This is a genomic window from Polaribacter sejongensis (assembly GCF_038024065.1).
In the GTDB taxonomy this organism is placed as follows: Bacteria; Bacteroidota; Bacteroidia; order Flavobacteriales; family Flavobacteriaceae; genus Polaribacter; species Polaribacter sejongensis.
This window is the reverse complement of sequence record NZ_CP150667.1, coordinates 859,273-882,601: the sequence shown is the minus strand read 5'-3', so window position 1 is coordinate 882,601 and position 23,329 is coordinate 859,273. Positions and strand designations below refer to the sequence as shown.

The following is a 23,329-nucleotide window of genomic DNA, read 5'->3' as shown; positions in this document are numbered from 1 at the left end:
CATAAAATTTATGTACAGTTTTTTCAAATTTAAGATTTTTGCTAATTATTATATGTTAAGAAAAGCACTTTAACATAAATTATAGAAAGTAATATTTAAATTTTATAAATTATAAAAGGGTGTTTTACCCTAAATTATAAAGATTAATATTTTTGTTTTATAAATTGAAAGTGGATAAATTATCTTGAATAGTAATTATCTTCTTTTTTTACATAATAAGTAGATCTGTAGATTCAATTCATTTTTTTGTAAAATACCTGTTTTTTGATGTCGTTATTCCTAAAAATGTAAAATTATTCTTATAAAATTACTTAAAACTTAATATCTGGTTTTATTATTTATGCGGAAGAATAGAACTTAAAAAAAAAAGAGATTTTTTTTGTTAATTAAATTTGTTCAGGAATCAAAATGGTATAAATTAGCAGCGTATAAATATAAATAATTAATCTACTGTTTATCAAATCCATTTTATATTGGTATCAATAAACAATAGTAAATTTCTCCCTAAATTATTTATTATATGTCATTTTTATTTTTTTAAGTACTAGCATCGTCGTCATTTTTTTTGTTTTAAATTTCTATAATTTACTACTCGAAATGTGATTTTCGATGGCGAAGCCGTAAAATAGATACAAATACCTTCCCCTAATTTTTACTGTTGAATATACTCCTTTTTTAGGAAGTTTTCACGTGCACAAATTTCCCCTTAAAACATTAATAACCATCACTGTTATAGTTAATATAAACACATATTAATTGGAGATAAGAAAAACGTTACAGTATGAATACAATCAGAAAAAGAAAAGAAGAATTACAATGGTTTGCCGTTTATACAAGACCTAAGGCTGAACAAAAAGTAAAGGAAAGACTATCTGTTGCTGGGTTTGATACTTTTTTGCCAATGCAAACTGTCGTTAAACAATGGAGTGATCGTAAAAAGAAAACACAAGTTCCTTTTATTAATTCTTATGTCTTTGTAAAATCAACCCAGAAAAATTTAGCTCAAATTTATCCAACAGCAGGTGTACTAACTATTTTAAAATATTTAGGAAATTATGCTGTAGTTAAAAATTATGAAATTGAAAATTTAAGAATTTTGTCTACAAATAGTTATTCACTAACCACTGTTTATCAGAGACCAACAGGTTTCGCTAAAGGAACAAAAATAACTGTTTCTGAAGGAGCCTTTAAAGGTTTGTATGGTAATTATTTATCTAATTCAGGGAAAGACAAAGTGATTATTGAAATGGAAGCCTTAGGGAGTTATGTTGAAGTAACATTGCCTATAAATAGTCTGCAAAAAGTATGATGCTTTTTAATTTAAAAGACTGTTTCAAAAAAAAACATATTTATTAATTTATAAAAACAGATAGCTATGAGCGTAATTAAAAAAGTTTTAAGAGTTGCATTAGTAGCAACAGTAGGTATGGTATTAATTGCTGTTGTGAATTTTATAATGTTTCCATAAAAAGCAATTATTTTATAGAAAGGAATTCTAGATTTTTCTAACTGATACTGATTGTTTCAGAGTAAAACGATGCAGTGCTAAAAAAAAACTTATAGGCCAATACTCTCTTGTGAAAAAGGATTTTAATGGGGTTATGATTGTTTTTTGTTGTCTAAAATTTTTATTATAAAGTAAAAGTATTTTTGAAATAATTGAACTTTAATAGTACATGATTAATATTAATAAAGTTGAGTTAAAGTCATCAATACTGTAAAGATGTTAATATTCTAAAAATAGGATATAAGGTTAAATGACGAGTTTAAAGAAAAAAAGTTTAACAGGTCTTATTTGGGACTTTGTTGGTAAGTTAGGATTGCAGGGAGTAGGTTTTTTTGTTTCCATAATTTTAGCTAGAATTTTATTACCAGAAGATTTTGGTTTATTGGCTATCATTACAGTTTTTATAAATTTAGCAAATGTATTTTTAGATTTTGGCTTTAGTACAGCTTTGGTACAGCGCACTGTTGTAACCAAAGAACATTATGGTTCTGTTTTTTTTATGAATGTAATTATGGGCGTCTTTTTAGGAGGACTAGTTTTTTTTACTGCTCCGTTGGTTGCTAATTTTTATGAGAAAGAAGTATTAACAAACCTTATTAGAGTTATGTCTTTTAGTTTTGTTATAAATTCATTTGGTAATGTAACTAGAGCGCATTTAAGAAGGATAATGAATTTTAAGATTATCTCTGTTTCCAATATTATTTCTGCTTTTATTAGTGGTTTTATAGCTGTTTTAATGGCGTTTAATGGTTACGGAATATGGAGCTTGGTTGTACAAATATTGGTTTCAGAAATACTTAACAATATTTTAATTTTTGTTCTAAGTAAGTTTCGTTTTAAACTAGTTTTTAGTCTGAAGGCAGTAAAAGAATTATGGGGATTTGGATCTAAAATTTTTTTAACAGGAGTTTTAGACACTATTTTTATAAATTTAGATTCGCTAATAATTGGGAAAATATTAAATCCAGCTACTTTAGGATATTACTATAGATCAAAATCATTAGAAAATTTTTCATTTAGATATACAGCTTCTACATTATCAAATATTTTATTACCTAGTTTAAGTACTATTAATAACGAACCAATTGTATATAAAAATACAGTTTTAAAACTTTTTAAGATAATTTCATTTGTGTCTTTTCTTGCTTGCGGGGTATTTTTAGTTGGAGCACATGAAATCATATTATTGTTATTTTCTGATAAATGGGAACCCTCCGTTCGGATATTTCAAATAATTATATTTGGTGCCTTTGCTCCACAAATTTTTAATTTATTTTATAATATATTATTAAGTAAAGGGTTGTCTGGGTTGTATTTAAAGATTAATGTTTTTAGCAAGGTATTGTTTTTTGCAAATTTTATTTTTTTGTTTTACGCAGACTTAAATAGTTATTTAATAGGCTTCGTTTGTGCTCAGATTATTGTTTTTTTTACAGGATTAATAGTGATTTCAGAAAAATTAAACTTTAAAAATGAATTGTATTACATTTCAATTAAAAATATGGTTATTTATCTAGTTTCAATATTAATTATTTTTGGATTGAAACAATATGTTTACTTACAAATCTTACATATTGACCTTTTAATCTCTTCAATTACTTTTTTAATTGTGTTTTTGACTTTCTATTTTGTGTTCATGAAAAAGGATTTAATTTTAATGGTCAAAGAAATTAAAGAAGTGTTAAACATAAAAAATGGTTAAAAATAAAACCATCTTAAAGCACTATCTTCAAGAAGATGCTAAAGCTAATGATATAATTTCTATTACTATTTACGAACTGTTTTTAACAATTTTTACACCTAATCTATTATGGTCATTTATTAAATATTTAAGGCATTATGAATATTATTTGAATGCAAATAAAAAAGACATAGTATCTAGATTAAAGCGAAAATATTATCTAGTTAAATATAAAAATTTAGGTTATAAATTAGGTTTTTCAATACCACCAAATGTTTTTGGACCAGGGCTTAGAATACCACATTACGGAACAATCGTTGTTCACCCTTTTGCAATAGTAGGAGCTAATTGTGTATTACAAGCTGGTGTTAATATAGGAATTAACAACAATGGTGTTCCAATTATTGGGAATAATGTTTACATAGGTCCTGGTGCTAAATTAATGGGTAGTATAAAAATTGGTAATGATGTTGCCATTGGAGCAAATACTGTGGTAACAAAATCTTTTCCAGAATCTAATATAACTATTGTAGGTGTTCCTGCAAAAATAATAAAGTATACAAAGGCAGATGAAAGATGAAAAACCTTTAAAGATTTTAATAATATCATCAGCTAATTTTTTCTCTAATTATGGTGGGGGGCAGGTTTATGTAAAGAACATCGTAAACCAAATGATTGCGCAAGATATAGATGTTAGTATTGCAACACCAGGAATTTCTGGATCAAAGTTATCTCACTATAAAGAAAAACCTGTTTATACATTTACTAATGAAATGTTAGAGGGAAATTTGTTAGAATTAAGAAATTTTATAAGAGAGATTAATCCATCAATAGTACATCTTCATGGTTTTAAAGCGCCTTTTTCGTTGGCTTGTAAATCACTAGATATACCTTGTATTGTTACAGCACATCATGGTGGTTTAGTTTGTCCGGCAGGAGCATTATTAAACTCTAAAGATAAAATTTGTCCGGTAGCAGCATCAGGGAGCAACTGTTTACCTTGTGTATTAAGAAATGTAAAAGGAGGAACGTTAACTTTACCATTACAAAAGATTATTCCATTTAAATTACGGTTGGCAATTGGTAAAGTGTTTAATAAAATTCCTTTTATTTATTATGTTACACCTATTGTTACTACAACAATTTCTATTGAGAATAAAAAAAAGGAATGGCAAAACATTTATAGTAATGCAAGTTTATTAATAGCTCCATCAATAGCTATTAAAAACGCAATGTTACGTAATGGGGCTCCGGTAAATAAAATAAAAGTTATTCCTCATGGAATACCTTCTATAAATGTAAATAAAATTACTGAGGTAAAGAAAGATCTAGAAGTATCAAAAGAAAAGAAACCCGTAAAGTTTTTTTATATAGGAAGAATTTGCAGAGAGAAAGGTGTACATGTTATGTTGGAAGCTTTTAATAATTTAACCTTACCTGCAGAAATTCATGTTATAGGAGGTACAGGTAATCATTTGGAAGAAAACTATTTAAAATATTTGAAAAAAAAATACAAAAACGAAAACATCATTTGGCACGGTAAAGTACTTCCAAGTGAAGTAAATGAAAAAATAAAAATGTTTGATGTTATGATACATCCTGCTTTCTTTTTAGAAGTATTTGGACTCACCATCGCTGAATCTTTATTAATGGGGAAACCTGTAATAGCAACAAAGTGTGGTGGAGCAGAAATGCAAATCACTCATAAAGAAAATGGTTTATTAATAGCCCCTAATAATGTTAATGAATTAAAAAAGGCAATAATAGAGCTAATAGAATCGCCAAATTTATTACTTAAGTTAAAAGAAAAGACAACTTTAAATGTAAACTTAATAGATAATCATGTACAAGATTTGATTACAGTTTATAAAGGTTTCGTATAAATAAAAACAACTTTTTAGAGCATTTATTACTTCAGATTTTAATTGTAGCTTATTTCTAATGTATTATTTGTTAAGAGTTTTTAAGTCATTATGAAAAAAATATTATTCGACATTAATTCAGTTGTACCTTATTTATTAACGGGTAGAACCACAGGAGTTGGTAGAACAACTTTAGAGTTAATTGATTCGTTTTCTAAAATAGAAGAAAATTTACCTTTTGAGATTACTTTGTATTCTCAGAACATGAAAGGTATTGGCGCAAAAGATTTTATAGATTATTTTAAAACGAAGCATTTATATCTGCCACATAGAGAAATTATCAATAAAATAATTGCAAAATTACCAATAAAAGAAAGCTTTACTAAATACGATTTAATGCATGTTCCTCATAATTATGCTCGTGTTTATAATCCTAAAAAAGCCATTATAACTTTACATGATGCCTTATTTATGAAAATACAGGAAAAAGCTTTTAATCATAATCAAATGGTAAAAGATGTACCGCCTTTAATGCAACAATGTAAAGGAATTATAACCTGTTCTGAAGCTTCTAAAAAAGATATTGTTGAAACGATGCAAATAGATCCATCTAAAATAGATGTTGTTTATTGGGGTGTAAAGCACGATGTATTTTATAAATTACCAAAAGATGATTTACTAATAAAAGAAATTAAAAAAGTATCTGGAATAGATGCTCCATTTTTTTTATGTGTATCGTGTAATGCCGAACGCAAGAATACACATAAATTAGTTGAAGCCTATATACAATTATCTAAACAGTCTCCTATTAATGACTTAGTGCTTCTTTGGGGCAACCCACCTTTATTTGTTTTAGAAATGATAGAGAAATCTAAATGCAAAGAAAGAATTCATTTTATATCGAATATTACAGATAGTGAATTATCTATAATGTATAACGGAGCAACAGCTTTAGTTTTTCCGTCTTCTTATGAAGGTTTTGGATTGCCTATTTTAGAAGCGATGGCTTGTGGTTGCCCTGTTATAACATGTAGTAATAGTTCTTTAAAAGAAGTAGGTGGTAATGCTGCGTTATATTTAAAATCTTCAGAACCGGAGGGTATTTGTGATGCACTAGAACAATTTGAGAATAAGTCTTTTGATTTAGACGAAATTAAAAAGAAAGGACTGGTACAAGCATCCAAATTTATTTGGAGAGATACAGCTTTAAAATATATTACTATTTATAATAAACATCTAGAGCTTAATTAGTAGAATGAAAATTGTATATATAATTAATTCTTTAGAAAATTCTGGAGGTATGGAACGCGTTTTAACTTCTAAAGTTAATTGGCTTGCATCTCAAAGAGAATTTGATCTAACTATTATTTCTAGAACTGATAATAAAAATGGCTGCTTTTTTGAATTAAATAAAAATATAACTGTCGAAAATTTAAGTTTAAAACAGTCTAATAATAAAGTTCTAAATCTAATTTTTAAAACAGATAGGAAAGAGTTTAAAAAAGAGTTATCTAAAAAATTATTCGAATTAAAACCAGATATTACTATAAGTATGTTTGGAGATGAATATCAGTTTTTACATACCATTAAAGATGGTAGTAAAAAAATTATCGAATTTCATTTTTCTAAAAACTATCTAAGTCATTTAATGGCTAATATACCCAACCTATCATTTAGAAGGCTTAGAAAGCTATATGCTTCATATCTTCAATACAAGCAACAAAGAGTTGTTTTAAAGTATGATCAGTTTGTGTTACTAACAGAAAAGGATCAAGTACTGTGGAATAATCCGGCAAATAGTTCTGTAATTTCAAATCCATTATCTTTTAATTCTATAGAAAAATCGAATGGTAAACAAAAAGAAATTATAGCCATTGGTAGATTTATAGCGCAAAAAGGATTTGACTTATTAATTAAAAGTTTTAGTTTAATAGCAAAAAATAACCCTGATTGGAAAGTAATAATTTATGGTGAAGGTCAGGATAAAGATTATTTACTAGAGCTTATAAAAAGTTATAATTTACAAAATGTAATTTTTTTAAAACCACCAACAAAAAATATAAAAGAAGCATTACTAAATAGTTCTATACTCGCTTTTCCATCAAGATATGAAGGCTTTGGGTTAGTGTTAACAGAGGCAATGGAATGTGGGGTGCCTTGTGTAGCTTTTAATTGCGAATGTGGTCCTTCAGAAATTATAACGGATGAAAAAGATGGTTATTTAATTGAAGGTTTTAACGTAGAAAATTTCTCAAAATCTTTAGAAAAATTAATGATAAATAAAGAATTAAGGTTGCTAATGGGAAAAACAGCATCACAAAATGTGAAACGTTTTCATATAGATGAAATTATGTCTAAATGGACTAAATTATTTAATGATACAATATGAATATTCTAATAAAAAGATACATCCATTTTATAAAGCAATTACAACTTTATATAAAACGATTAGAAAATGTTGTTTTTAATCAGAAAAGAATGTTTTTATATCTTCAATTATAAATGGCTATAGGATTAAGTTTATTGGCTTTTTTAATAGTAATCATTTATGGTTTTGAATATGCCTTTTTAGGTAAAACCTATTTGGTAAGTACTACTTGGAATAAGAGAGTTAAATTTAAAGTAAACACGCAACAACGTTTTATTTTATTTTTATTAGCAACAGCAATTGTACAAGCAGGTAATTTTTCTGCTTTGTTGTTATTAATTTGGATGGGTTTTTTATTGGGATTACTATTTAAGTATGGTATTCAAATGTTTTCATCACCAATGCTTAAAATTTACGCCTTGTATTTGTGTTGGTTGATCTTTTCGTTGGTTTTAACAACTGAAAAAGGATATGGTTTTCGTGTATTTTTAAAATTTTTATTTCCTTTTTTAGTCATATTGGTTGTTACTTCTATAAAAATTACAGATGTATTTTTTATAAAAGCCTTAAAAATAAGTTTTTTAGCAGGTGTTTTTATAAATGGATGTATTGTATTGATGAAAATTATTCCCATCTATTCTATTTATAATCCTATTTTATGGTGGCCTCCTGCAGTAATAGATGTAAATCCTTTTTTTATAGGTACCGGAATATTATTGTACAAGTTTTCAAAAAAGAAATATGTACTTCTTGCCATACTTCTTTTTATTAGTATTCCAATAGTAGAGAGTGTTAGAACTGGTTTAATAGGTATTGGGGTCTTTTTTTTAGCAGTATCTTTTTTTAAGTATAAGTTAAAAGCGCTTCCTGTATTTGTATTGATAATTGCCAGTTTTGTAGCGTCTGTTTTATTTGTACCTACAGTTAGAGATAAAATGTTTCGGACTTCTTTTAATAGTGCAGAAGAAGTTCTTAATATGAGTGGTAAAATATCACCAGATACTATTGATAGTAATGGTCGTTTTGCAATGTGGGAATGGAGTTTAAAAGTTTTCTATAAAGGAAATGAATTAATGGGTGCGGGTTTAGGGCAAATGCAAGCACGTTTTTATTCTGGAAATCATCCTTTTGGAGTAATAAGAATAGCTCATAACGATTACCTTCAAATACTTTGTGATACCGGCCAAATAGGATTCGTTTTATACTTGCTTATAATAATAAGTTTTGTTTGGCAAGCATTTCGAATCTACAACAATAAAAAAAATAATGTCTCTGCAAGATATGCTGCATTTATTGCTGGTACTTCTTTGTGTGGTATTATGGCAACAGCGTTTACAGACAATGTTGTAAACTATTCTTTAATTACCTTAAGTTATCCTTATATATTTTTTGGTTTTGCTTTGGTAATGAAATCTAAAAGAAAGTAATTTTATAATGAAAATAAGTGTTGTTATTCCGCTTTACAATAAGAAAGATAGTATTGTTAATACTATAAATACAGTCTTAAACCAAACTGTTTTACCAAATGAAATAATTATTGTTAATGATGGTTCTACAGATGGTTCAGATAAAATTGTGTCTAAATTAGAGCATCCATTAGTAAGATTGATATATCAAAATAATTCTGGCGTTTCGGTTGCTCGTAATACGGGAGTTGATAAAGCGAAACATGAATGGATTGCCTTTTTAGACGCAGATGATATATGGAATGTAAATTACCTGAAAGAAATTAAAGCATTAGCAAAAGAGTATCCGAATAGCAATGTATTGGCAACCGCTTATTTAATGGAAGATTATAAAGGAAAACAGACTCCGATAAAATTAAATAAAATTCCATTTAAGAATGATACAGGAATCTTAACTAATTATTTTGAAGTAGCTACCTGTTCACATCCGCCACTTTGGTCTTCTGCTATTGTTATCAAAAAGGAAGCGTTACTAAAAATTAATGGTTTTCCATTGGGTATTAAATCTGGAGAGGATTTATTAACATGGGCTAAGTTGGCAATTAAAAATGAGATAGCTTATAATTTAAAAGCCTTGGCTGTTTTTGTGCAAGATAGTGCACATACCTATGACAATAAACCGAATAGAATTCCAGAAAAAGTAGATATTGTAGGTCAAGAATTATATGATTTATATAAAAAAAATAAGGATGTAATTTGCTTAAAAGAATACATTTCTTCTTGGAAAAAAATGAGAGCTTCCATTTATTTAAGATTAGGCTTAAGATATAAATCAATTAAAGAATCTTTAGAAGCGATATACTATAACCCGTCTAATAAATTGGTTTACGCTTACTTAGTTCTAACAATAGTTCCGAATTCAGTTTTAAACAAGATTTTAAAGAAGAATCAAAAATAAAATTTTAATGAAAGCATTAATTTTTCATCCTGCTTTAGCACCTTACAGAGTCGATTTTTTTAATTCTTTAAATGAGTATTATTCAGCTTCATTTTATTTTAGTTTAAAAAATGTTAGTGATCAAAAATTTAATCAAGAGAACTTAAAATCTCTTTGTAATTTTAAGTGCAATTATGTTTCTAATGGCTTCGAAATTTTGGGAAGATCAATTAGAACGGGTGTTTTTTCAATTATAAAAAAAGAAAATCCAGATATTATTTTTTGTGCAGAATATAGTCAAATTACATTATTAACATTTCTGTATTGTAAAATTAAGAATCCTAAAATAAAAATATACACTTTAAGTGATGATAGCATTAAAAACTCTGAAGACAGAAAAGGCTTGAGGTTGTTTTTTAGAAATTTTATCTCTAAGAATATTAATGGAGTTGTATTTACGAGTAAAGACGTTTCTAATTGGTATAAAACAAATGTTAGTAATAAAAGTAATACACTTGATTTCCCTGTTATTCATTCAGAAAAATCTCTACTAAAAAAATATTCAAATGCTATAAACCAAGCGAATGTAAATATTGGCAATTATAATTTAAAGAATAAAAAAGTATTGCTTTATGTTGGGCGATTGGTGGATGTTAAAAATTTATTTTTTCTGATAAAATGTTTTTCCAATGTTAAAGGAAAAGATAAAAAACTGGTACTTGTTGGAGAAGGAGTGTTGAAAGAAAAATTAATTGAGTTTACACAGAAATTAGGCATTTTAGAAGACGTTTTATTTATAGGTAGAAAAGAAGGTGTAGAATTATACAACTGGTATCTTTTTTCTCAATTATTTGTTTTACCAAGTACCTATGAGCCTTTTGGAGCAGTTGTTAATGAAGCTTTAGTTGGTGGTTGTCGTGTTTTATGTTCAGATCTAGCAGGTGCATCTTCATTGATAAATAAGAAGAATGGGGTGTTGTTTAACCCTAATGAAGAAAATGATTTATCAACGAAGTTAAAACAAGCTTTTGATGAAGTAAAACCATTAGGCAAAAGTATTACAGAGTTAAGAGAAAGTGCAATGCCTTTTACTTTTGATCAAAAAATGCAAGACTTATTAAAAAACATATAATAGTCTCTATAGTTATATGAAAAAGATAAACCTATAAATAAATTATGCTATTTAATTCTTGGCAGTATGTATTCTTTTTTTTAGTTGTTTTAGTTATTTACTTTTCACTAAAACATAAATGGCGCATACATTTTCTATTAATTGCTTCCTATATTTTTTACTCGGTTTGGAGTTGGAAATTTGCGTTGCTAATGTTTGGAGTAAGTGTTTTAAATTTTTTTTGCGGAAAAAAAATATTTTATGCTGCTACTAAAAAAGGAAAACAGAAATGGTTTGCAACTGCACTGATGTTTTCATTATTGCCTCTATTTTATTTTAAATATGCCAATTTCTTTATTGATTCATTTTCTAATTTAGCCTCTTTTTTTGATGTTCATGCTAATAAATATACTTTAAATGTTATACTACCAGTAGGAATTTCATTTTTCACTTTTCAGGCATTAAGTTACTCTATAGATATTTATAGAAATAGAGTAGGTGTAGAAACTAGCTTAGTTAGGTTTACAACCTATGTTGCTTTTTTTCCTCAATTGGTTGCAGGACCTATAGAGCGTTCCACTAATTTATTACAGCAATTTTATGAGGAACATGAATTTGATATTAAAAGATTTGTAGAAGGTGCTAAATTGTTTATTTGGGGTTTATTTAAAAAAATAGTTATTGCAGATAGATTATCTGTCTACTCAGATTCGGTTTTTAACAATCCTGAAGCACATTCGAGTCCAACATTAATCGTAGCAACTGTATTTTTTACTTTTCAGATTTATTGTGATTTCAGTGGGTATTCAGACATGGCTATTGGTAGTGCAAGAATGTTAGGGTTTCGTTTAATGCAGAATTTTAATTTACCCTATTTATCGATTTCTATAGGAGAATTTTGGAAACGTTGGCACATTTCTTTATCTACTTGGTTTAGTGATTACGTGTATATTCCTTTAGGAGGAAATCGTGTTTCAATCAGTCGTTGGGTATTTAATATTTTAGTGGTGTTTTTACTTAGCGGGCTTTGGCATGGTGCTAATTGGACATTTGTTATTTGGGGAGCATTACATGCCTTTTATTATTTTATAGAATTTATAGGTAAAAAAACACTAGTATTAATAGGGGCTGAAGATGTAATGAAAAAAGGATACTATAAATTTTTTAAAATTATTATAGTATTTATTTTGGTCTGTTTTGCTTGGATATTTTTTAGAGCAAATTCGGTTTCTGATGCTTTTTTAATTATTACAAAAATAGTTAGTTTTTCGGGACAATTATGGACAGGAGGATCCTCTGTAACAACACTACTCTCTGTATTGTTAATCTTATTTTTAATAGGTGTGCAAATTTTGCAATTCAATAACAAGGTGTCCATTTACTTTTCAAAAACGCAATTGCCAAGTTATGTAGAGTGGTTGTCTTATGCCTTCTTGTTAATTACAATTGCTTTATTTGGAATGTCTTCGAATGCTTTCATTTATTTTCAATTTTAAATTATGATTAAAAAGGAGATTAAGAACAAGCTTTTAAAGGACTACTTAAAAAAAGGATTCCTATTTCTGTTATTACTTATAGTTTTAGATAATGGAGTTAATTACTTTCTATTAAATGGTTTGTATAGATATTATGGTTTATATAATGATAATGAAATAGCGCTTGTTGGTCACTCTCATCTAATGCTAGGTATTGACAAGGTACAGATGGAGAAAAAGTTAGATGTAAAGGTTTCTAAATATACAAGAGAAGGTGTAAACATTGTTGAAAGAGATTTAATGATAGATCAATTATTAAAAAGCAATCAGCAATTAAAATTAGTCGTATACGCTGTAGATGCTTGGATGTTTACAGGAGAGGGGTTAAGTGAAAATTCTTACAAACAGTTTTATCCATTTATGGGTGAAAAGACAATTAATAATTATGTTTTTGAAAATGCAGCTTTTGGAGATTTTTGGCAACATCAAATTATAAAATCATCTAGATATAACGAAGGTTTAGTAAGTGGTAGTTTTAGAGGTTATTTAAAAAGTTGGGACAATCTAAAAGTAGGAGTTCTAGATACTGTTGCTTTGAATTCTGATATTAAAAAAGGTGATTTTAGAAAGATAGTTTCTACAAAAGAGAATAGAAAAATATTTGAGAATACGTTAAAAAAAATTACTCAAAAAAACATAAACATCATATTGTTGTACGTTCCAACATCCTCAATATACAACAACGCTGAAATTGGAAAATTTAATTCTGAAATCACTTATTTCAAAGGTATTGAATCTAAGTTTAGCAATATAAAGTTTTTAGATTATAACGAATTATATAGTACTAATGCGAGTTTGTTTTATGATAGAATACACTTAAATCCTGAAGGGCAAAAACTAGTTACTGGTAGTTTTATTGAATATTTAAAAAAATAGTACGCTTCCAATTAATACAATAGTACTTCTTGTAGGTGAAATAAGAAGTACAAATTTAGTTCTATGACATTATTGATAAAAGTATGTTGATTTCTCAAATAATAAAAGCAGCAAAACAGAATTCTAATTTTAAAGGAAAAATTGTAGTCTGCAATTATGTCTTTATGCGATATTTTAGAATTAGAATGAATAATATTTTCACTAAAATTTTATTCTCTCCTGTTATTATTTTATACAAGTTTATAACAGATTTTTTATTGAAGTGCGAAATTCCTGCATCAACAGTAATAGGAGAAGGTTTGGTTGTTCATCATGTTACAGGTTTGGTTTTAAACAACAAGGTTGTAATTGGCAAAAATGTAACCTTAAAACACAATACAACAATTGGTAATAAAGAATCTTTAGAAGGAGAAGATTTAGGATCTCCTGTAATTGGTGATAACGTTTTAATAGGTCCTCATTCTATAATTATTGGACCAATAATTATAGGAGACAATGCAATTATAGGTGCAGGATCTGTAGTCGTTAAAGATGTACTTCCTTATACTGTAGTAGCAGGTAACCCAGCCAAAGTAATACATATCTTAAATAAAAAATAATGGCTAAAAAGATATTGTTCCTTTTGCATTTACCACCTCCTGTACATGGTTCTTCTATGGTAGGGCAGTTTATAAAGGATAGTGCTATAATCAATAATAGTTTTAAAACTAATTTTATTGATTTAGGAACATCAAAAACGATTGATGAAATAGGGAAAAATCCATTAGGAAAAATTTTAAGGTATTTGTCTATTGTTTTTCAAACGTTTAAACAACTGTTAGTTAACAAGCCGGATTTAATCTATTTAGCCATGACGGCAAAGGGATTTGGCTTTTATAAAGATGCTGTTATTGTACTTCTTGTAAAGTGTTTCCAACTTCCAATAGTGTTACATTTTCATAACAAAGGGGTACATACGAGACAAGAAAAAAGATTTGATAATTTTTTATATCAAAAGGTATTCAAAAACACAAAAGTGATTCTACTTTCAAAGCACTTGTATTTTGATATTAAGAGATATGTTGATGAAGATGATGTGTATTATTGCCCAAATGGGATACCTCCTATAAATCAAGATTTGGTTACTAAACGGCTAAAAAATGAAACACCTAAATTATTATTTCTTTCAAATTTAATAGCGTCTAAAGGTGTTATTATTCTTTTAAAAGCACTACAAATTCTAAATAAAAAAGGAATTGATTTTACCTGTAATTTTGTTGGGGGAGAAGGAGATGTTACAAAAGAAATATTTGCAGAAAAGTTAAAAGAATTGCAATTAGTAAATCAAGTTTTTTATTTAGGTAAAAAGTATAATAGTGATAAAACAGTAATATTTAATATTTCAGACATTTTTGTATTGCCCACATTTTATCATAATGAATGTTTCCCATTAGTCTTATTAGAAGCCTCTCAGTTTGGTTTGCCTATGGTTACCACTTTTGAGGGAGCAATACCAGAAATTGTTACGGATGGAGTAAATGGTTTTTTAGTTGAACAACAAAATATAGTTGACTTAGCAAATAAGTTAGAGATATTAATTAATGATTTTCCTCTTAGAAATCGTTTGGGGATAGCTGCCAAAGAGAAATATGAAGAATCTTATACATTGAAAATTTTTGAAAAAAATATGTTTAATATTTTAAATTCTATCTAAAATAAAATTAAGAGATGATTAAATTAAAAGATGTTATAGAAAAGGTTTATGCTAACGATTTAAGTGAATTATCACTTTTTAAAACAAAACAAATAATAAATACAATAAACCCTCATTCTTATTGTGAGGCTAAAAAAGATCCATTTTTTAGTCAAGCTTTAAATGAAAGTAATGTATTACTACCAGATGGAACCGGAATTGTTTTGGCAACAAAAGTACTTAATGGGAAAGTGATAAAAAAAATTGCAGGTGCAGATGTACATCAATTTTTATTAGAAGAAGCAGCATTAAAAAAACTAAATGTTTTTTATTTAGGAGCTTCCGAAAATACTTTAAGTTTAATAAAAACAAGGATAAAAAAAGAGTTTCCATCCATCACTGTAAATAGTTATTCACCACCGTATAAACCGGAATTTTCTAAAGAGGATAATGTTAAAATGATAGCCGCAGTTAATAAATGTAAACCAGATATTTTATTTGTCGGTATGACGGCTCCTAAGCAAGAAAAATGGGTACATACTAACAGTGTCTTTTTAGATGTTAAAGTGATTACTTGTATTGGTGCTGTGTTTGATTTTTATGCAGGTACCGTAAAGAGATCTAGTCCGTTTTGGATTAAATTAGGGTTAGAATGGTTGCCTAGATTGTTAAGAGAACCTAAACGTTTATGGAAACGGAACTTTGTGTCTACACCCCTTTTTTTATGGGATTTGCTAAAAGCAAAAAATTATAAATAAAACCTACTAAAAATGCTGCAACAACTTTTATCTAACTTGACGGTGGTAAGCATATTAGCTGTCATCAATTCACTTTTATTAGTTTATTATATAATACCTAAAATTAGTTGGGTAATTATAACACGTAATTTAAATGAAAAACCCAATGAGCGTAGTTCTCATAAAGGAGCAACACCTACAATGGCGGGAGTTGCCTTTTTTATAACCTTAATTTTAACACTGTTTTTTATTCAACATTTCGATACAGAGAATATTGGTTTAAATTTAATAGCAAGTACTACATTAATATTTATGGTAGGTGCTAAAGATGATTTAGTAGTTTCTTCTCCAAAAGCCAAGTTATTTATGGAGGCATTAGCGGTATTATTTTTGTTTTTTCATAATGCTTTAGAAGGAAATAATTTATATGGTTTTTTGGGGATTTATGAAATACCATTATGGCTCGTATATATTGCTAGTACTTTATTGGTCTTAACAATTATAAATGCCTATAATTTAATTGATGGTATAGATGGTTTGGCGTCTATTATTGCCATTATAATTTTTAGTGTATTTAGCTTAATATTTTATGCTATTAGTTTGTTTTTCTATTATTTAATCTGTTTAAGTTTTATAGGGATGTTATTGGCCTATTTATTTTTTAATTTTTCCACCAAGAAAAAAATCTTTATGGGAGATACAGGCTCTTTGTTAATAGGTTTTTGTATTGCTTTTTTGTCTTTAAGATTTATGGCGATAGATATTAGTATGTATAGTCATTTTACATTTAAACCAGAAAATGGCTTTTTTGTTTTAATGGCTATTTTATGTATTCCTTTGTTCGATTTGTTAAGAGTAATTGGAGTTCGTTTACTGCAAAAGAAAAGTCCGTTTTATCCAGACAGAAACCATTCTCACCATGTTTTAATAGATTTTGGTATGTCTCACTTTAAGGCAACTATGTTATTAGGTCTTATTAATTACCTGTTTGTAATCTTTATCATAAAATTAGGAACTTACTTAAATAGTTTTCAAATGTTAGGAGTGTTTGTCTTGGCTTTCGGATTGTTTTTATTGCTTTTTTATAGACTAAAAAGTAGTATTAATACGGAGCGTTTAAAAATTAAAGAAGAGAAAGTATAATATAATAACTGTAAAAAAGAATTTTATCAATAATTAAATATCTATAAAAAAAATGAAGTATCTATATGTAACATCTGTATTGCTTTTATTTTTAGTCACATCATGTGTTTCTAAAAAAAAGATTGTGTATTTCGGAGATAAAAAAAAGGTGATAGTAAATAGTAGATTACAACAATATGAACCTACTATTCAAAAAGATGATTTATTAAATATTAATGTATCTGCAGCAAATGCAGAAGCAGTTTTACCTTTTAATATTTATGAAACTCCAATTTTAGATAATTCAATTGGAAGTGCAAAACCATTACCTTATTTAGTAAATGCTAGTGGAGAAATTAAATTTCCGGTATTAGGTGTTTTAAAAGTAACAGGGATGACAACTAACGAATTAAGTGAGTTTTTACATACAAAATTGGCAGAATATATATCTAATCCTATTATAAATATTAGCACCATCAATTTTAAAGTAACTGTTTTGGGTGAGGTTAATAAACCTGGTACATATCAAATTCAAAATCAACGGATCACCATTGTAGAGGCTTTAGGTTTAGCTGGCGATTTAACAATTAATGGAAATAGAGATATCACATTAATAAGAGAGCGAGATGGAGAACGTGTTTTTATACCTATAGATATTACTAATAAAGCCCTGTTTAATTCTCCATATTACTACTTGTCACAAAACGATCTTATTTATGTAGAACCAAATAAAAGTAAGATTAACTCTTCTGGTATAGGGGCAAATACGAGTGTTATATTTACTTCAATTGCCACGTTTATATCAATTATTGCCATTTTAATACAATAACTATTTTTTAAATTATGCAACAAGAGAACCCTTTAAATTATATTTTTCAGGAAGAAGAACCTATAAATATAAGAGAACAGTTAGAAAAATATTTATTTCATTGGAAATGGTTTGTTTTTACTGTAATAGTAGCATTAGGAATAGCATATGCGTATTCTTATTATACACCAAGCCAATATAGAGTAGCAACAACAATTTTAATTGATGACGATAGTAATGGTGGCTTATCTAGTGAGCTTTCTGCCTTTGAAGATTTAGGTTTAATAGGAGGAGGAAAAAAATCGATAGACAATGAAATAGGTATTTTAAAATCGTACACGCTTATGGAGCGTGTTGTAAAAGAATTAGGAGTCTATACTACATTTTACAAAGAAGATAGAGGGCGTATTACAGAATTGTATGATACAGAAGTACCTTTTAAAATCACTTTTTTTTCTAAAGAAAAAGTATATGATTTAAATACTACATTTAAAATTCATGTACTATCTGCATCTAAATTTGAGCTTATTTCAGAAGATGAAAGTGTTAAGAAACATGTGTTTGGCGAGAGTGTAAGTACCGTATTTGGTAAGATAACGATAACACCTACAAAAACAGAAATTAAGAATATAAATGAAACCATAACGGTTAGAATATCTGCATTAAAAAATGTTGTTGAAGGTTTAAGAGGAGCGCTTCAAGTAGGTTTAATGTTTGAAAAATCTAGCTTATTAGAACTTAGTTTAATATCCCAAAATAAAGAAAAATCAACCGCTATTTTAGATGGATTAGTAAGACAGTATAATGAAGATGCTGTTGCTGGTAAAAATTTAATAGGTAATAATACTCGTACTTTTATTGATGAGAGGTTGGCTGTTATAGAAAAAGACTTATCTGCTGTAGATAAAGGTGTAGAAGATTTTAAGTCTAATAACAGATTGACAGGTATTCCTGCAGAAGCAGCTATAGTATTAGAAAATAATGCAGAATTAGAAAAGAAAATTGTAGATTTAAATACGCAGATTAGATTAACTGATTATGTAATGTCTTATATCACTGAAAATAAAGAAAATTTAATTCCTGCTAATTTAGGTTTAAATGATGGTAATTTAGACGGTAACAGTATTCAGTACAATGAGTTAATTCTAGAACGTAATAGAATTTTAAAGGGATCTAGTCTTAAAAACCCAGTAATTGTTAATTTAAACTCTCAAATCGCTCAGTTACGAGGTAGTATTTATCAAAGTTTGGTAAACTTAAAATCATCTTTAAGTATTTCTTTAATTGATGCCGAAAAAGCAGAAAGTAAAGTAGGCTATAGAATGTCTTCTGTACCTAAACAAGACAGAGAGTTTAGAGATATTGAAAGACAACAACAGATTATAGAAACATTATATCTGTACTTATTACAAAAGAGAGAAGAAAATGCAATTTCACTTGCAGTTACAGTACCTAATGCAAAAGTAATTGATACCGCAAGAGGTAGTGATAGCCCAATAAACGCTAAAGGGAAAGTGGTGTATTTGATTGCTATTTCGTTAGGTTTAGCAATACCATTTGCAATTATTTATGTGTTATTTTTATTAGATAATAAGGTACACAACACCAAAGAAGTAGAATCTATTGTAAAAGCACCTTTAATGGGAGAAATTCCAAAAACAAAGGATACTAGTAAAGTAATTCAGAAAGATGATAGAAGTGGTTTGTCTGAATCTTTTAGGATGATTCGTACAAACTTAGATTTTATGCTTTCTGGAGCTGGAATTAAAGAAGGTGGAAAAACTATTTTTATAACTTCTACATTACCGAGTGAAGGAAAAACTTTTATTTCTGTAAATTTATCTGCAGTATTGGCTTTATCAAACAAGAAAGTATTATTAATTGGTGCAGATATTAGAAAACCTCGTTTAGAAGAATATTTAGGTATAAAATTAGGAAAAGGAATTACCCATTATTTAACAGATAATTCGTTAAAAGTTCCTGATGTAATAGAACATGTAGAGGCACTTAATATTGATGTATTGCACTCTGGTGTAATAGCACCAAACCCTTCGGAATTATTAAGTAACGGACGTTTTGAAGATCTTTTAGCGTATGGAAAGGAACATTACGATTTTGTAATTGTTGATACTGCTCCGGTAAAATTAGTAACAGATACCATGTTATTAGGTAGAGGTGCAGATTTATTTATTTATACAATTAGAGCCAATTATTTAGACAAACGTTTGTTAGAAATACCTGCAAAATTATATAAAGATAAACGTTTACCTAATATGACCGTTTTATTGAATGATGTAGAGGCAGAGTATGGTTATGGTTATAGTTACGGATATGGTTATGGAGAAGCTGAGGTTAAGAAGTCTTGGTGGAAAAGAGGATAAATGAACTATACTAGAAGAATAATTTATTTCTTAGAGGATTAGCCAATATTAAATTGGTTGTCTAGAATTGAATATTTTTTTGTTTTTTTAATAATGTTTAGCATCTGAGAAGAAGCGCTATCGTTTCTAATTATAACTTAGCTAAATATAAATATTTTTCTTTTCGGTTAAATGGTTAATTTTATATTTACTGGACTTTGTAAACATAATTAACTTTGGAGTTAACACAAGAGCCCTATATTTTTATATACATTATTAGCAGTTGTTTTATTCTTCTAGTTATTATTTTTATTAGGTTTTTCTTTCAAATATAATTTTGTTTATAATAGTGTTTTTATATTTTATAGAATTTTAAAAAATAATCCTTTCATAAAAAATGAAAGGATTATACTAGTAATTGTTTCAATATAATAATATACTTCTATGAGTTTAAATAGACTATTTCATGTAAACCATCTGTATGATATGTTTTGGTGTTACCACTTCTAGTTACAATTAATTCTTCTTTTGCAAGATATCTATAAGCGTCTTCTCCTTTATCTATTTTAGATTTTTCTATCATTACAATCTTATCCAATTTGATATTTGCTATAAAACTAAAATCATCTTTTGATCCTTTTAATGTAAAGTCTTTAGCAAAGGTATATCCCATTGTTTCTTCTGTCATAGTCGCATTAATAACAGCCTCTATTTTACTTGTGTCATTTGGGTTATCAAATGGATCAGTAGGTGCCATTATCAAGTGCTCTTCATCCGTAACTAATGCCAAAGGATTAACAATTTTACCATCTAAACCTATCATAATTGAATAATCAATTGAGATGTCTGGAGTATGAATTTTTCCCCAATACCAATTTTTAAACGCACCTGCTAATCTTTTCTCTCCCCAGTTATGGTCATGATATCCAATACCCTTAACTTTAATAGCTTTTCCACCTTTGTATAATTCTCCTTTTATTGGTCCAGATGGTACAGCTACTGTCCAGTGCATTGGAACTGGATATCCTTCTGTTGTAAATGGATGATTCTTTTTCTTTAATTTTAATTTAGCACCGTATCCATCAATCATAGTGTAAAACTCGTAGTAATCTCCACAATCTTTACAATATTCTTCACCAAGTGTAACATCACACTTTTCATAACTAATAGACACATCTTCCTCTTTGTATAATTTTATTTTACTAACCTCTGGTTGTCCGTGTGGATATATATTTAATCTAACAGACGGTTGTCTTGGGTTTAGTCTAGTGTCATTAAGAGAATACATTACTACAAAATGATCTCCATTGTCAAAATGTGCATCAAAGTACCACCAATCAAAATGTTCTTCTTTGTTTGTTACAGGGAAAACAATATGAGTTGCATCTGCTTTTGTGTAATTAATATCTTTTTTTTCCATAATATTTAGCTTTTAATAGGTTCTTAATAATTTCATCTTTTAATACATTAATTTTTAGATTTGCTGCCTTAAGTTATTGAATAGAGGAAAAGCTCTATATTTTTATACATTGTGGGCAGTACGTTATTTATATTTACCCAAAGGGGCTCAAAATACATTAATTCCCAAACCGTTTTGTTACTGGTGTGCTTTTCCTGTAAATCTAAAGTATGTCGGATCAATACTTGTAAACATTTTTACAAGTTTGAATTTAAATCTATTACCAACTGATGCCGCAATTAAATCTTCTTCAACAATAGTTTTTTTCTTAAAAAAGTGAATATTCATATCTGTATTCACTTTTAGGATCATCATAAACAAAAATTAAATAGTCACTAAGTTTTGCTAAATTTTGATTGAATAAAATGGAAGTGTTGTAATTATGAAGCTAATTTTATTTTTCATGCCAATTTGAAACAAATTAAATTTATAGTTCTTGTATACCGCAAAAATAAATATAACTGATTCGAATTTTATGAAACTAATTTCATGTTTTAACTAGTACGTTTTATTTTACTTAGCCATTGGGGAGTAACACCTATAAATTCAGCGATGTACTTAGAAGGAACATTTTTAGTAATTGGATTGTGTTCTTCAAGAAGATAATTGTATAATTTATCTTTTGGGAGACCTATTAATTTCGACTTTATTTGATTTATAAAAATAAGAGCACCTATAATATGCGTGTTACAGAATTCGTCAAAAATTTTATGTTTCGCACTTAACTTTTCTAATGCACTGCTATGAAATCCAATTACTTCAGAGTTTTTGAAAGCTTTTATTTGCGTATCAGAAGACTCTTTAGAAAAATAACTTTCTGGTTGTGTCATAAATGGATGATAATTATCAATGTGGAACGCTGTTGTTCTAAATTTTGACTTATGATCATCAAAATACTGACTTACAAACCCACCCTTAATTACTATATAAATATATTTACTATGCTCTCCAACATTAAGAATGTTTTCGTTTTTTTTGATTTCAATTTTCTTACCATTCGAAATTATCTCTTGAATTAAATTTTCTGATAAACCGTATTGAATGGCATAATTTATAAGATTTTCCATTTTTTTTAATTATTACCACTATTATATTATAATGACATTTCAACTCCAACTATCACAAACGAGCTAAGTACGTTTATTATACTTAAACAATCAATAGTTAAAACACCTAATATTCGTTACAATATCTTGTGTAACCTTTTAAAATTATTAACTATAAAATCGGCATTTTTTAAAGATTGATCTTCAGCCATTGGGTTTCTGTAACCGAATACAAAAATACCTGCATCATTAGCTGCTTTAACACCGTTATCTGAATCTTCTATAACCACACAATTTTCTTTAGGCGTATTTCCTAAAATAGCTGCTTTGTTAAAGATTTCTGGGTTTGGTTTCGATTCTGTTAAATCGGCTCCACTAATTTTTGCCGTAAAATATGGATTTAAATCAAATCGATTAAAAACTCTGTCAATATTAACCATTGCAGAAGAAGAAGCTAAAATTAAAGTCAAACCTTTTTTATGACAATGTTTTATCAATTCTTCTACACCTTTTACCAAATGTAATGTTGGGTCGTTTTCAAAGAAATTTACATATCGTTTTCTTTTATTTAAAACCAATTCTTCTGGGTCTAAATCTAAGTTAAAATGTGCTACTAATTTCTGAAAGGCATTAATGGTAGAAGAACCTGTTAAGGTTTTGTATAAATCGTCAGAAACAGTTACGCCAATAGAAGTAAAGGTTTCATAATACGCTTTTTTATGAATTTCTTCTGAATCTATAATTACGCCGTCCATGTCAAAAATGACACATTTTATTTCTTTTGGTACGTTCATGTTTCTATTAAGAGTTTGATATTATTAAATAGGAGTATAAGGTTAAAA

At 27.9% G+C, this 23,329-nt stretch carries 21 protein-coding genes; 17 read left to right on the top strand and 4 right to left on the bottom strand.

Translation table 11 applies throughout. The features are described 5' to 3' along the window. Window positions 1–781: 781 nt before the first annotated feature. From WHD08_RS03430 to WHD08_RS03350, 17 genes are all read left to right on the top strand, one after another. Window positions 782–1,309 (top strand): UpxY family transcription antiterminator, encoded by a 528-nt coding sequence (locus WHD08_RS03430; protein ID WP_208889212.1) that lies wholly within the window; start codon window positions 782–784, stop codon window positions 1,307–1,309. A 448-nt stretch (window positions 1,310–1,757) separates the two neighbouring features. After that, entirely contained in the window at window positions 1,758–3,209 is a 1,452-nt protein-coding gene (locus WHD08_RS03425) for a lipopolysaccharide biosynthesis protein (RefSeq protein ID WP_340833478.1), read from the top strand. Beyond that, on the top strand, window positions 3,202–3,768 hold the full coding sequence (locus WHD08_RS03420; RefSeq protein WP_208889215.1) for a serine O-acetyltransferase: 567 nt from the start codon (window positions 3,202–3,204) through the stop codon (window positions 3,766–3,768). The genes WHD08_RS03425 and WHD08_RS03420 overlap by 8 nt, the downstream gene beginning before the upstream one ends. Then, complete coding sequence (locus WHD08_RS03415; RefSeq protein WP_208889216.1) at window positions 3,758–5,071, top strand: glycosyltransferase family 4 protein; 1,314 nt, start codon at window positions 3,758–3,760, stop codon at window positions 5,069–5,071. The genes WHD08_RS03420 and WHD08_RS03415 overlap by 11 nt, the downstream gene beginning before the upstream one ends. A gap of 90 nt (window positions 5,072–5,161) precedes the next feature. Then, window positions 5,162–6,301, top strand: coding sequence for a glycosyltransferase family 4 protein (locus WHD08_RS03410; protein WP_208889217.1), 1,140 nt, complete (start codon window positions 5,162–5,164; stop codon window positions 6,299–6,301). A 4-nt stretch (window positions 6,302–6,305) separates the two neighbouring features. After that, a complete protein-coding gene (locus tag WHD08_RS03405) occupies window positions 6,306–7,439 on the top strand; it encodes a glycosyltransferase family 4 protein (protein ID WP_208889218.1) in 1,134 nt (377 codons plus the stop codon). A 113-nt stretch (window positions 7,440–7,552) separates the two neighbouring features. Further along, the gene (locus WHD08_RS03400) at window positions 7,553–8,845 is read left to right on the top strand and encodes an O-antigen ligase family protein (protein ID WP_208889219.1); all 1,293 of its coding nucleotides are present in this window, start codon (window positions 7,553–7,555) and stop codon (window positions 8,843–8,845) included. A 7-nt stretch (window positions 8,846–8,852) separates the two neighbouring features. Then, window positions 8,853–9,782, top strand: coding sequence for a glycosyltransferase family 2 protein (locus WHD08_RS03395; protein WP_208889220.1), 930 nt, complete (start codon window positions 8,853–8,855; stop codon window positions 9,780–9,782). Between the two features lie 7 nt (window positions 9,783–9,789). Continuing rightward, window positions 9,790–10,893: a glycosyltransferase gene (locus WHD08_RS03390; RefSeq protein WP_208889221.1), complete on the top strand. Its 1,104-nt coding sequence runs from the start codon at window positions 9,790–9,792 to the stop codon at window positions 10,891–10,893. A gap of 191 nt (window positions 10,894–11,084) precedes the next feature. Beyond that, on the top strand, window positions 11,085–12,368 hold the full coding sequence (locus WHD08_RS03385) for an MBOAT family O-acyltransferase (RefSeq protein WP_244183260.1): 1,284 nt from the start codon (window positions 11,085–11,087) through the stop codon (window positions 12,366–12,368). 3 nt (window positions 12,369–12,371) lie between these two features. Continuing rightward, on the top strand, window positions 12,372–13,283 hold the full coding sequence (locus tag WHD08_RS03380; RefSeq protein ID WP_165733224.1) for a hypothetical protein: 912 nt from the start codon (window positions 12,372–12,374) through the stop codon (window positions 13,281–13,283). Between the two features lie 83 nt (window positions 13,284–13,366). Further along, the gene (locus tag WHD08_RS03375) at window positions 13,367–13,882 is read left to right on the top strand and encodes a serine O-acetyltransferase (RefSeq protein ID WP_208889222.1); all 516 of its coding nucleotides are present in this window, start codon (window positions 13,367–13,369) and stop codon (window positions 13,880–13,882) included. Next, window positions 13,882–14,976, top strand: a complete 1,095-nt coding sequence (locus tag WHD08_RS03370) for a glycosyltransferase family 4 protein (RefSeq protein ID WP_340833475.1) — start codon at window positions 13,882–13,884, stop codon at window positions 14,974–14,976. The genes WHD08_RS03375 and WHD08_RS03370 overlap by 1 nt, the downstream gene beginning before the upstream one ends. Window positions 14,977–14,990: 14 nt before the next feature. Beyond that, complete coding sequence (locus tag WHD08_RS03365) at window positions 14,991–15,713, top strand: WecB/TagA/CpsF family glycosyltransferase (RefSeq protein ID WP_208889225.1); 723 nt, start codon at window positions 14,991–14,993, stop codon at window positions 15,711–15,713. A gap of 12 nt (window positions 15,714–15,725) precedes the next feature. Further along, window positions 15,726–16,835 carry an MraY family glycosyltransferase gene (locus WHD08_RS03360; RefSeq protein ID WP_208889226.1) on the top strand — a complete coding sequence of 370 codons (1,110 nt, stop codon included), beginning with the start codon at window positions 15,726–15,728 and terminating at the stop codon, window positions 16,833–16,835. A 52-nt stretch (window positions 16,836–16,887) separates the two neighbouring features. Continuing rightward, entirely contained in the window at window positions 16,888–17,643 is a 756-nt protein-coding gene (locus tag WHD08_RS03355) for a polysaccharide biosynthesis/export family protein (protein ID WP_208889227.1), read from the top strand. Between the two features lie 14 nt (window positions 17,644–17,657). After that, window positions 17,658–20,003, top strand: coding sequence for a GumC family protein (locus WHD08_RS03350; protein WP_208889228.1), 2,346 nt, complete (start codon window positions 17,658–17,660; stop codon window positions 20,001–20,003). A 421-nt stretch (window positions 20,004–20,424) separates the two neighbouring features. Here the strand turns inward: WHD08_RS03350 and WHD08_RS03345 are convergent, their stop codons facing one another. The 4 genes from WHD08_RS03345 to WHD08_RS03330 all read right to left on the bottom strand — a co-directional run bounded on the left by WHD08_RS03345 (window position 20,425) and on the right by WHD08_RS03330 (window position 23,281). Next, complete coding sequence (locus WHD08_RS03345; protein WP_208889229.1) at window positions 20,425–21,402, bottom strand: hypothetical protein; 978 nt, start codon at window positions 21,400–21,402, stop codon at window positions 20,425–20,427. Between the two features lie 177 nt (window positions 21,403–21,579). Then, window positions 21,580–21,756, bottom strand: coding sequence for a hypothetical protein (locus tag WHD08_RS03340; protein WP_208889230.1), 177 nt, complete (start codon window positions 21,754–21,756; stop codon window positions 21,580–21,582). Between the two features lie 179 nt (window positions 21,757–21,935). Further along, entirely contained in the window at window positions 21,936–22,508 is a 573-nt protein-coding gene (locus WHD08_RS03335; RefSeq protein WP_165733215.1) for a Crp/Fnr family transcriptional regulator, read from the bottom strand. A gap of 116 nt (window positions 22,509–22,624) precedes the next feature. Then, complete coding sequence (locus tag WHD08_RS03330) at window positions 22,625–23,281, bottom strand: HAD family hydrolase (protein WP_208889231.1); 657 nt, start codon at window positions 23,279–23,281, stop codon at window positions 22,625–22,627. Between the last annotated feature and the right edge of the window lie 48 nt (window positions 23,282–23,329).

Excerpts from the sequence above, each read along its gene's own strand:
- WHD08_RS03430 (WP_208889212.1), top strand. The coding sequence starts at position 782 with ATGAATACAATCAGAAAAAGAAAAGAAGAATTACAATGGTTTGCCGTT.
- WHD08_RS03425 (WP_340833478.1), top strand. The coding sequence starts at position 1,758 with ATGACGAGTTTAAAGAAAAAAAGTTTAACAGGTCTTATTTGGGACTTT.
- WHD08_RS03420 (WP_208889215.1), top strand. The coding sequence starts at position 3,202 with ATGGTTAAAAATAAAACCATCTTAAAGCACTATCTTCAAGAAGATGCT.
- WHD08_RS03415 (WP_208889216.1), top strand. The coding sequence starts at position 3,758 with ATGAAAGATGAAAAACCTTTAAAGATTTTAATAATATCATCAGCTAAT.
- WHD08_RS03410 (WP_208889217.1), top strand. The coding sequence starts at position 5,162 with ATGAAAAAAATATTATTCGACATTAATTCAGTTGTACCTTATTTATTA.
- WHD08_RS03405 (WP_208889218.1), top strand. The coding sequence starts at position 6,306 with ATGAAAATTGTATATATAATTAATTCTTTAGAAAATTCTGGAGGTATG.
- WHD08_RS03400 (WP_208889219.1), top strand. The coding sequence starts at position 7,553 with ATGGCTATAGGATTAAGTTTATTGGCTTTTTTAATAGTAATCATTTAT.
- WHD08_RS03395 (WP_208889220.1), top strand. The coding sequence starts at position 8,853 with ATGAAAATAAGTGTTGTTATTCCGCTTTACAATAAGAAAGATAGTATT.
- WHD08_RS03390 (WP_208889221.1), top strand. The coding sequence starts at position 9,790 with ATGAAAGCATTAATTTTTCATCCTGCTTTAGCACCTTACAGAGTCGAT.
- WHD08_RS03385 (WP_244183260.1), top strand. The coding sequence starts at position 11,085 with ATGTTTGGAGTAAGTGTTTTAAATTTTTTTTGCGGAAAAAAAATATTT.
- WHD08_RS03380 (WP_165733224.1), top strand. The coding sequence starts at position 12,372 with ATGATTAAAAAGGAGATTAAGAACAAGCTTTTAAAGGACTACTTAAAA.
- WHD08_RS03375 (WP_208889222.1), top strand. The coding sequence starts at position 13,367 with ATGTTGATTTCTCAAATAATAAAAGCAGCAAAACAGAATTCTAATTTT.
- WHD08_RS03370 (WP_340833475.1), top strand. The coding sequence starts at position 13,882 with ATGGCTAAAAAGATATTGTTCCTTTTGCATTTACCACCTCCTGTACAT.
- WHD08_RS03365 (WP_208889225.1), top strand. The coding sequence starts at position 14,991 with ATGATTAAATTAAAAGATGTTATAGAAAAGGTTTATGCTAACGATTTA.
- WHD08_RS03360 (WP_208889226.1), top strand. The coding sequence starts at position 15,726 with ATGCTGCAACAACTTTTATCTAACTTGACGGTGGTAAGCATATTAGCT.
- WHD08_RS03355 (WP_208889227.1), top strand. The coding sequence starts at position 16,888 with ATGAAGTATCTATATGTAACATCTGTATTGCTTTTATTTTTAGTCACA.
- WHD08_RS03350 (WP_208889228.1), top strand. The coding sequence starts at position 17,658 with ATGCAACAAGAGAACCCTTTAAATTATATTTTTCAGGAAGAAGAACCT.
- WHD08_RS03345 (WP_208889229.1), bottom strand. The coding sequence starts at position 21,402 with ATGGAAAAAAAAGATATTAATTACACAAAAGCAGATGCAACTCATATT.
- WHD08_RS03340 (WP_208889230.1), bottom strand. The coding sequence starts at position 21,756 with ATGATGATCCTAAAAGTGAATACAGATATGAATATTCACTTTTTTAAG.
- WHD08_RS03335 (WP_165733215.1), bottom strand. The coding sequence starts at position 22,508 with ATGGAAAATCTTATAAATTATGCCATTCAATACGGTTTATCAGAAAAT.
- WHD08_RS03330 (WP_208889231.1), bottom strand. The coding sequence starts at position 23,281 with ATGAACGTACCAAAAGAAATAAAATGTGTCATTTTTGACATGGACGGC.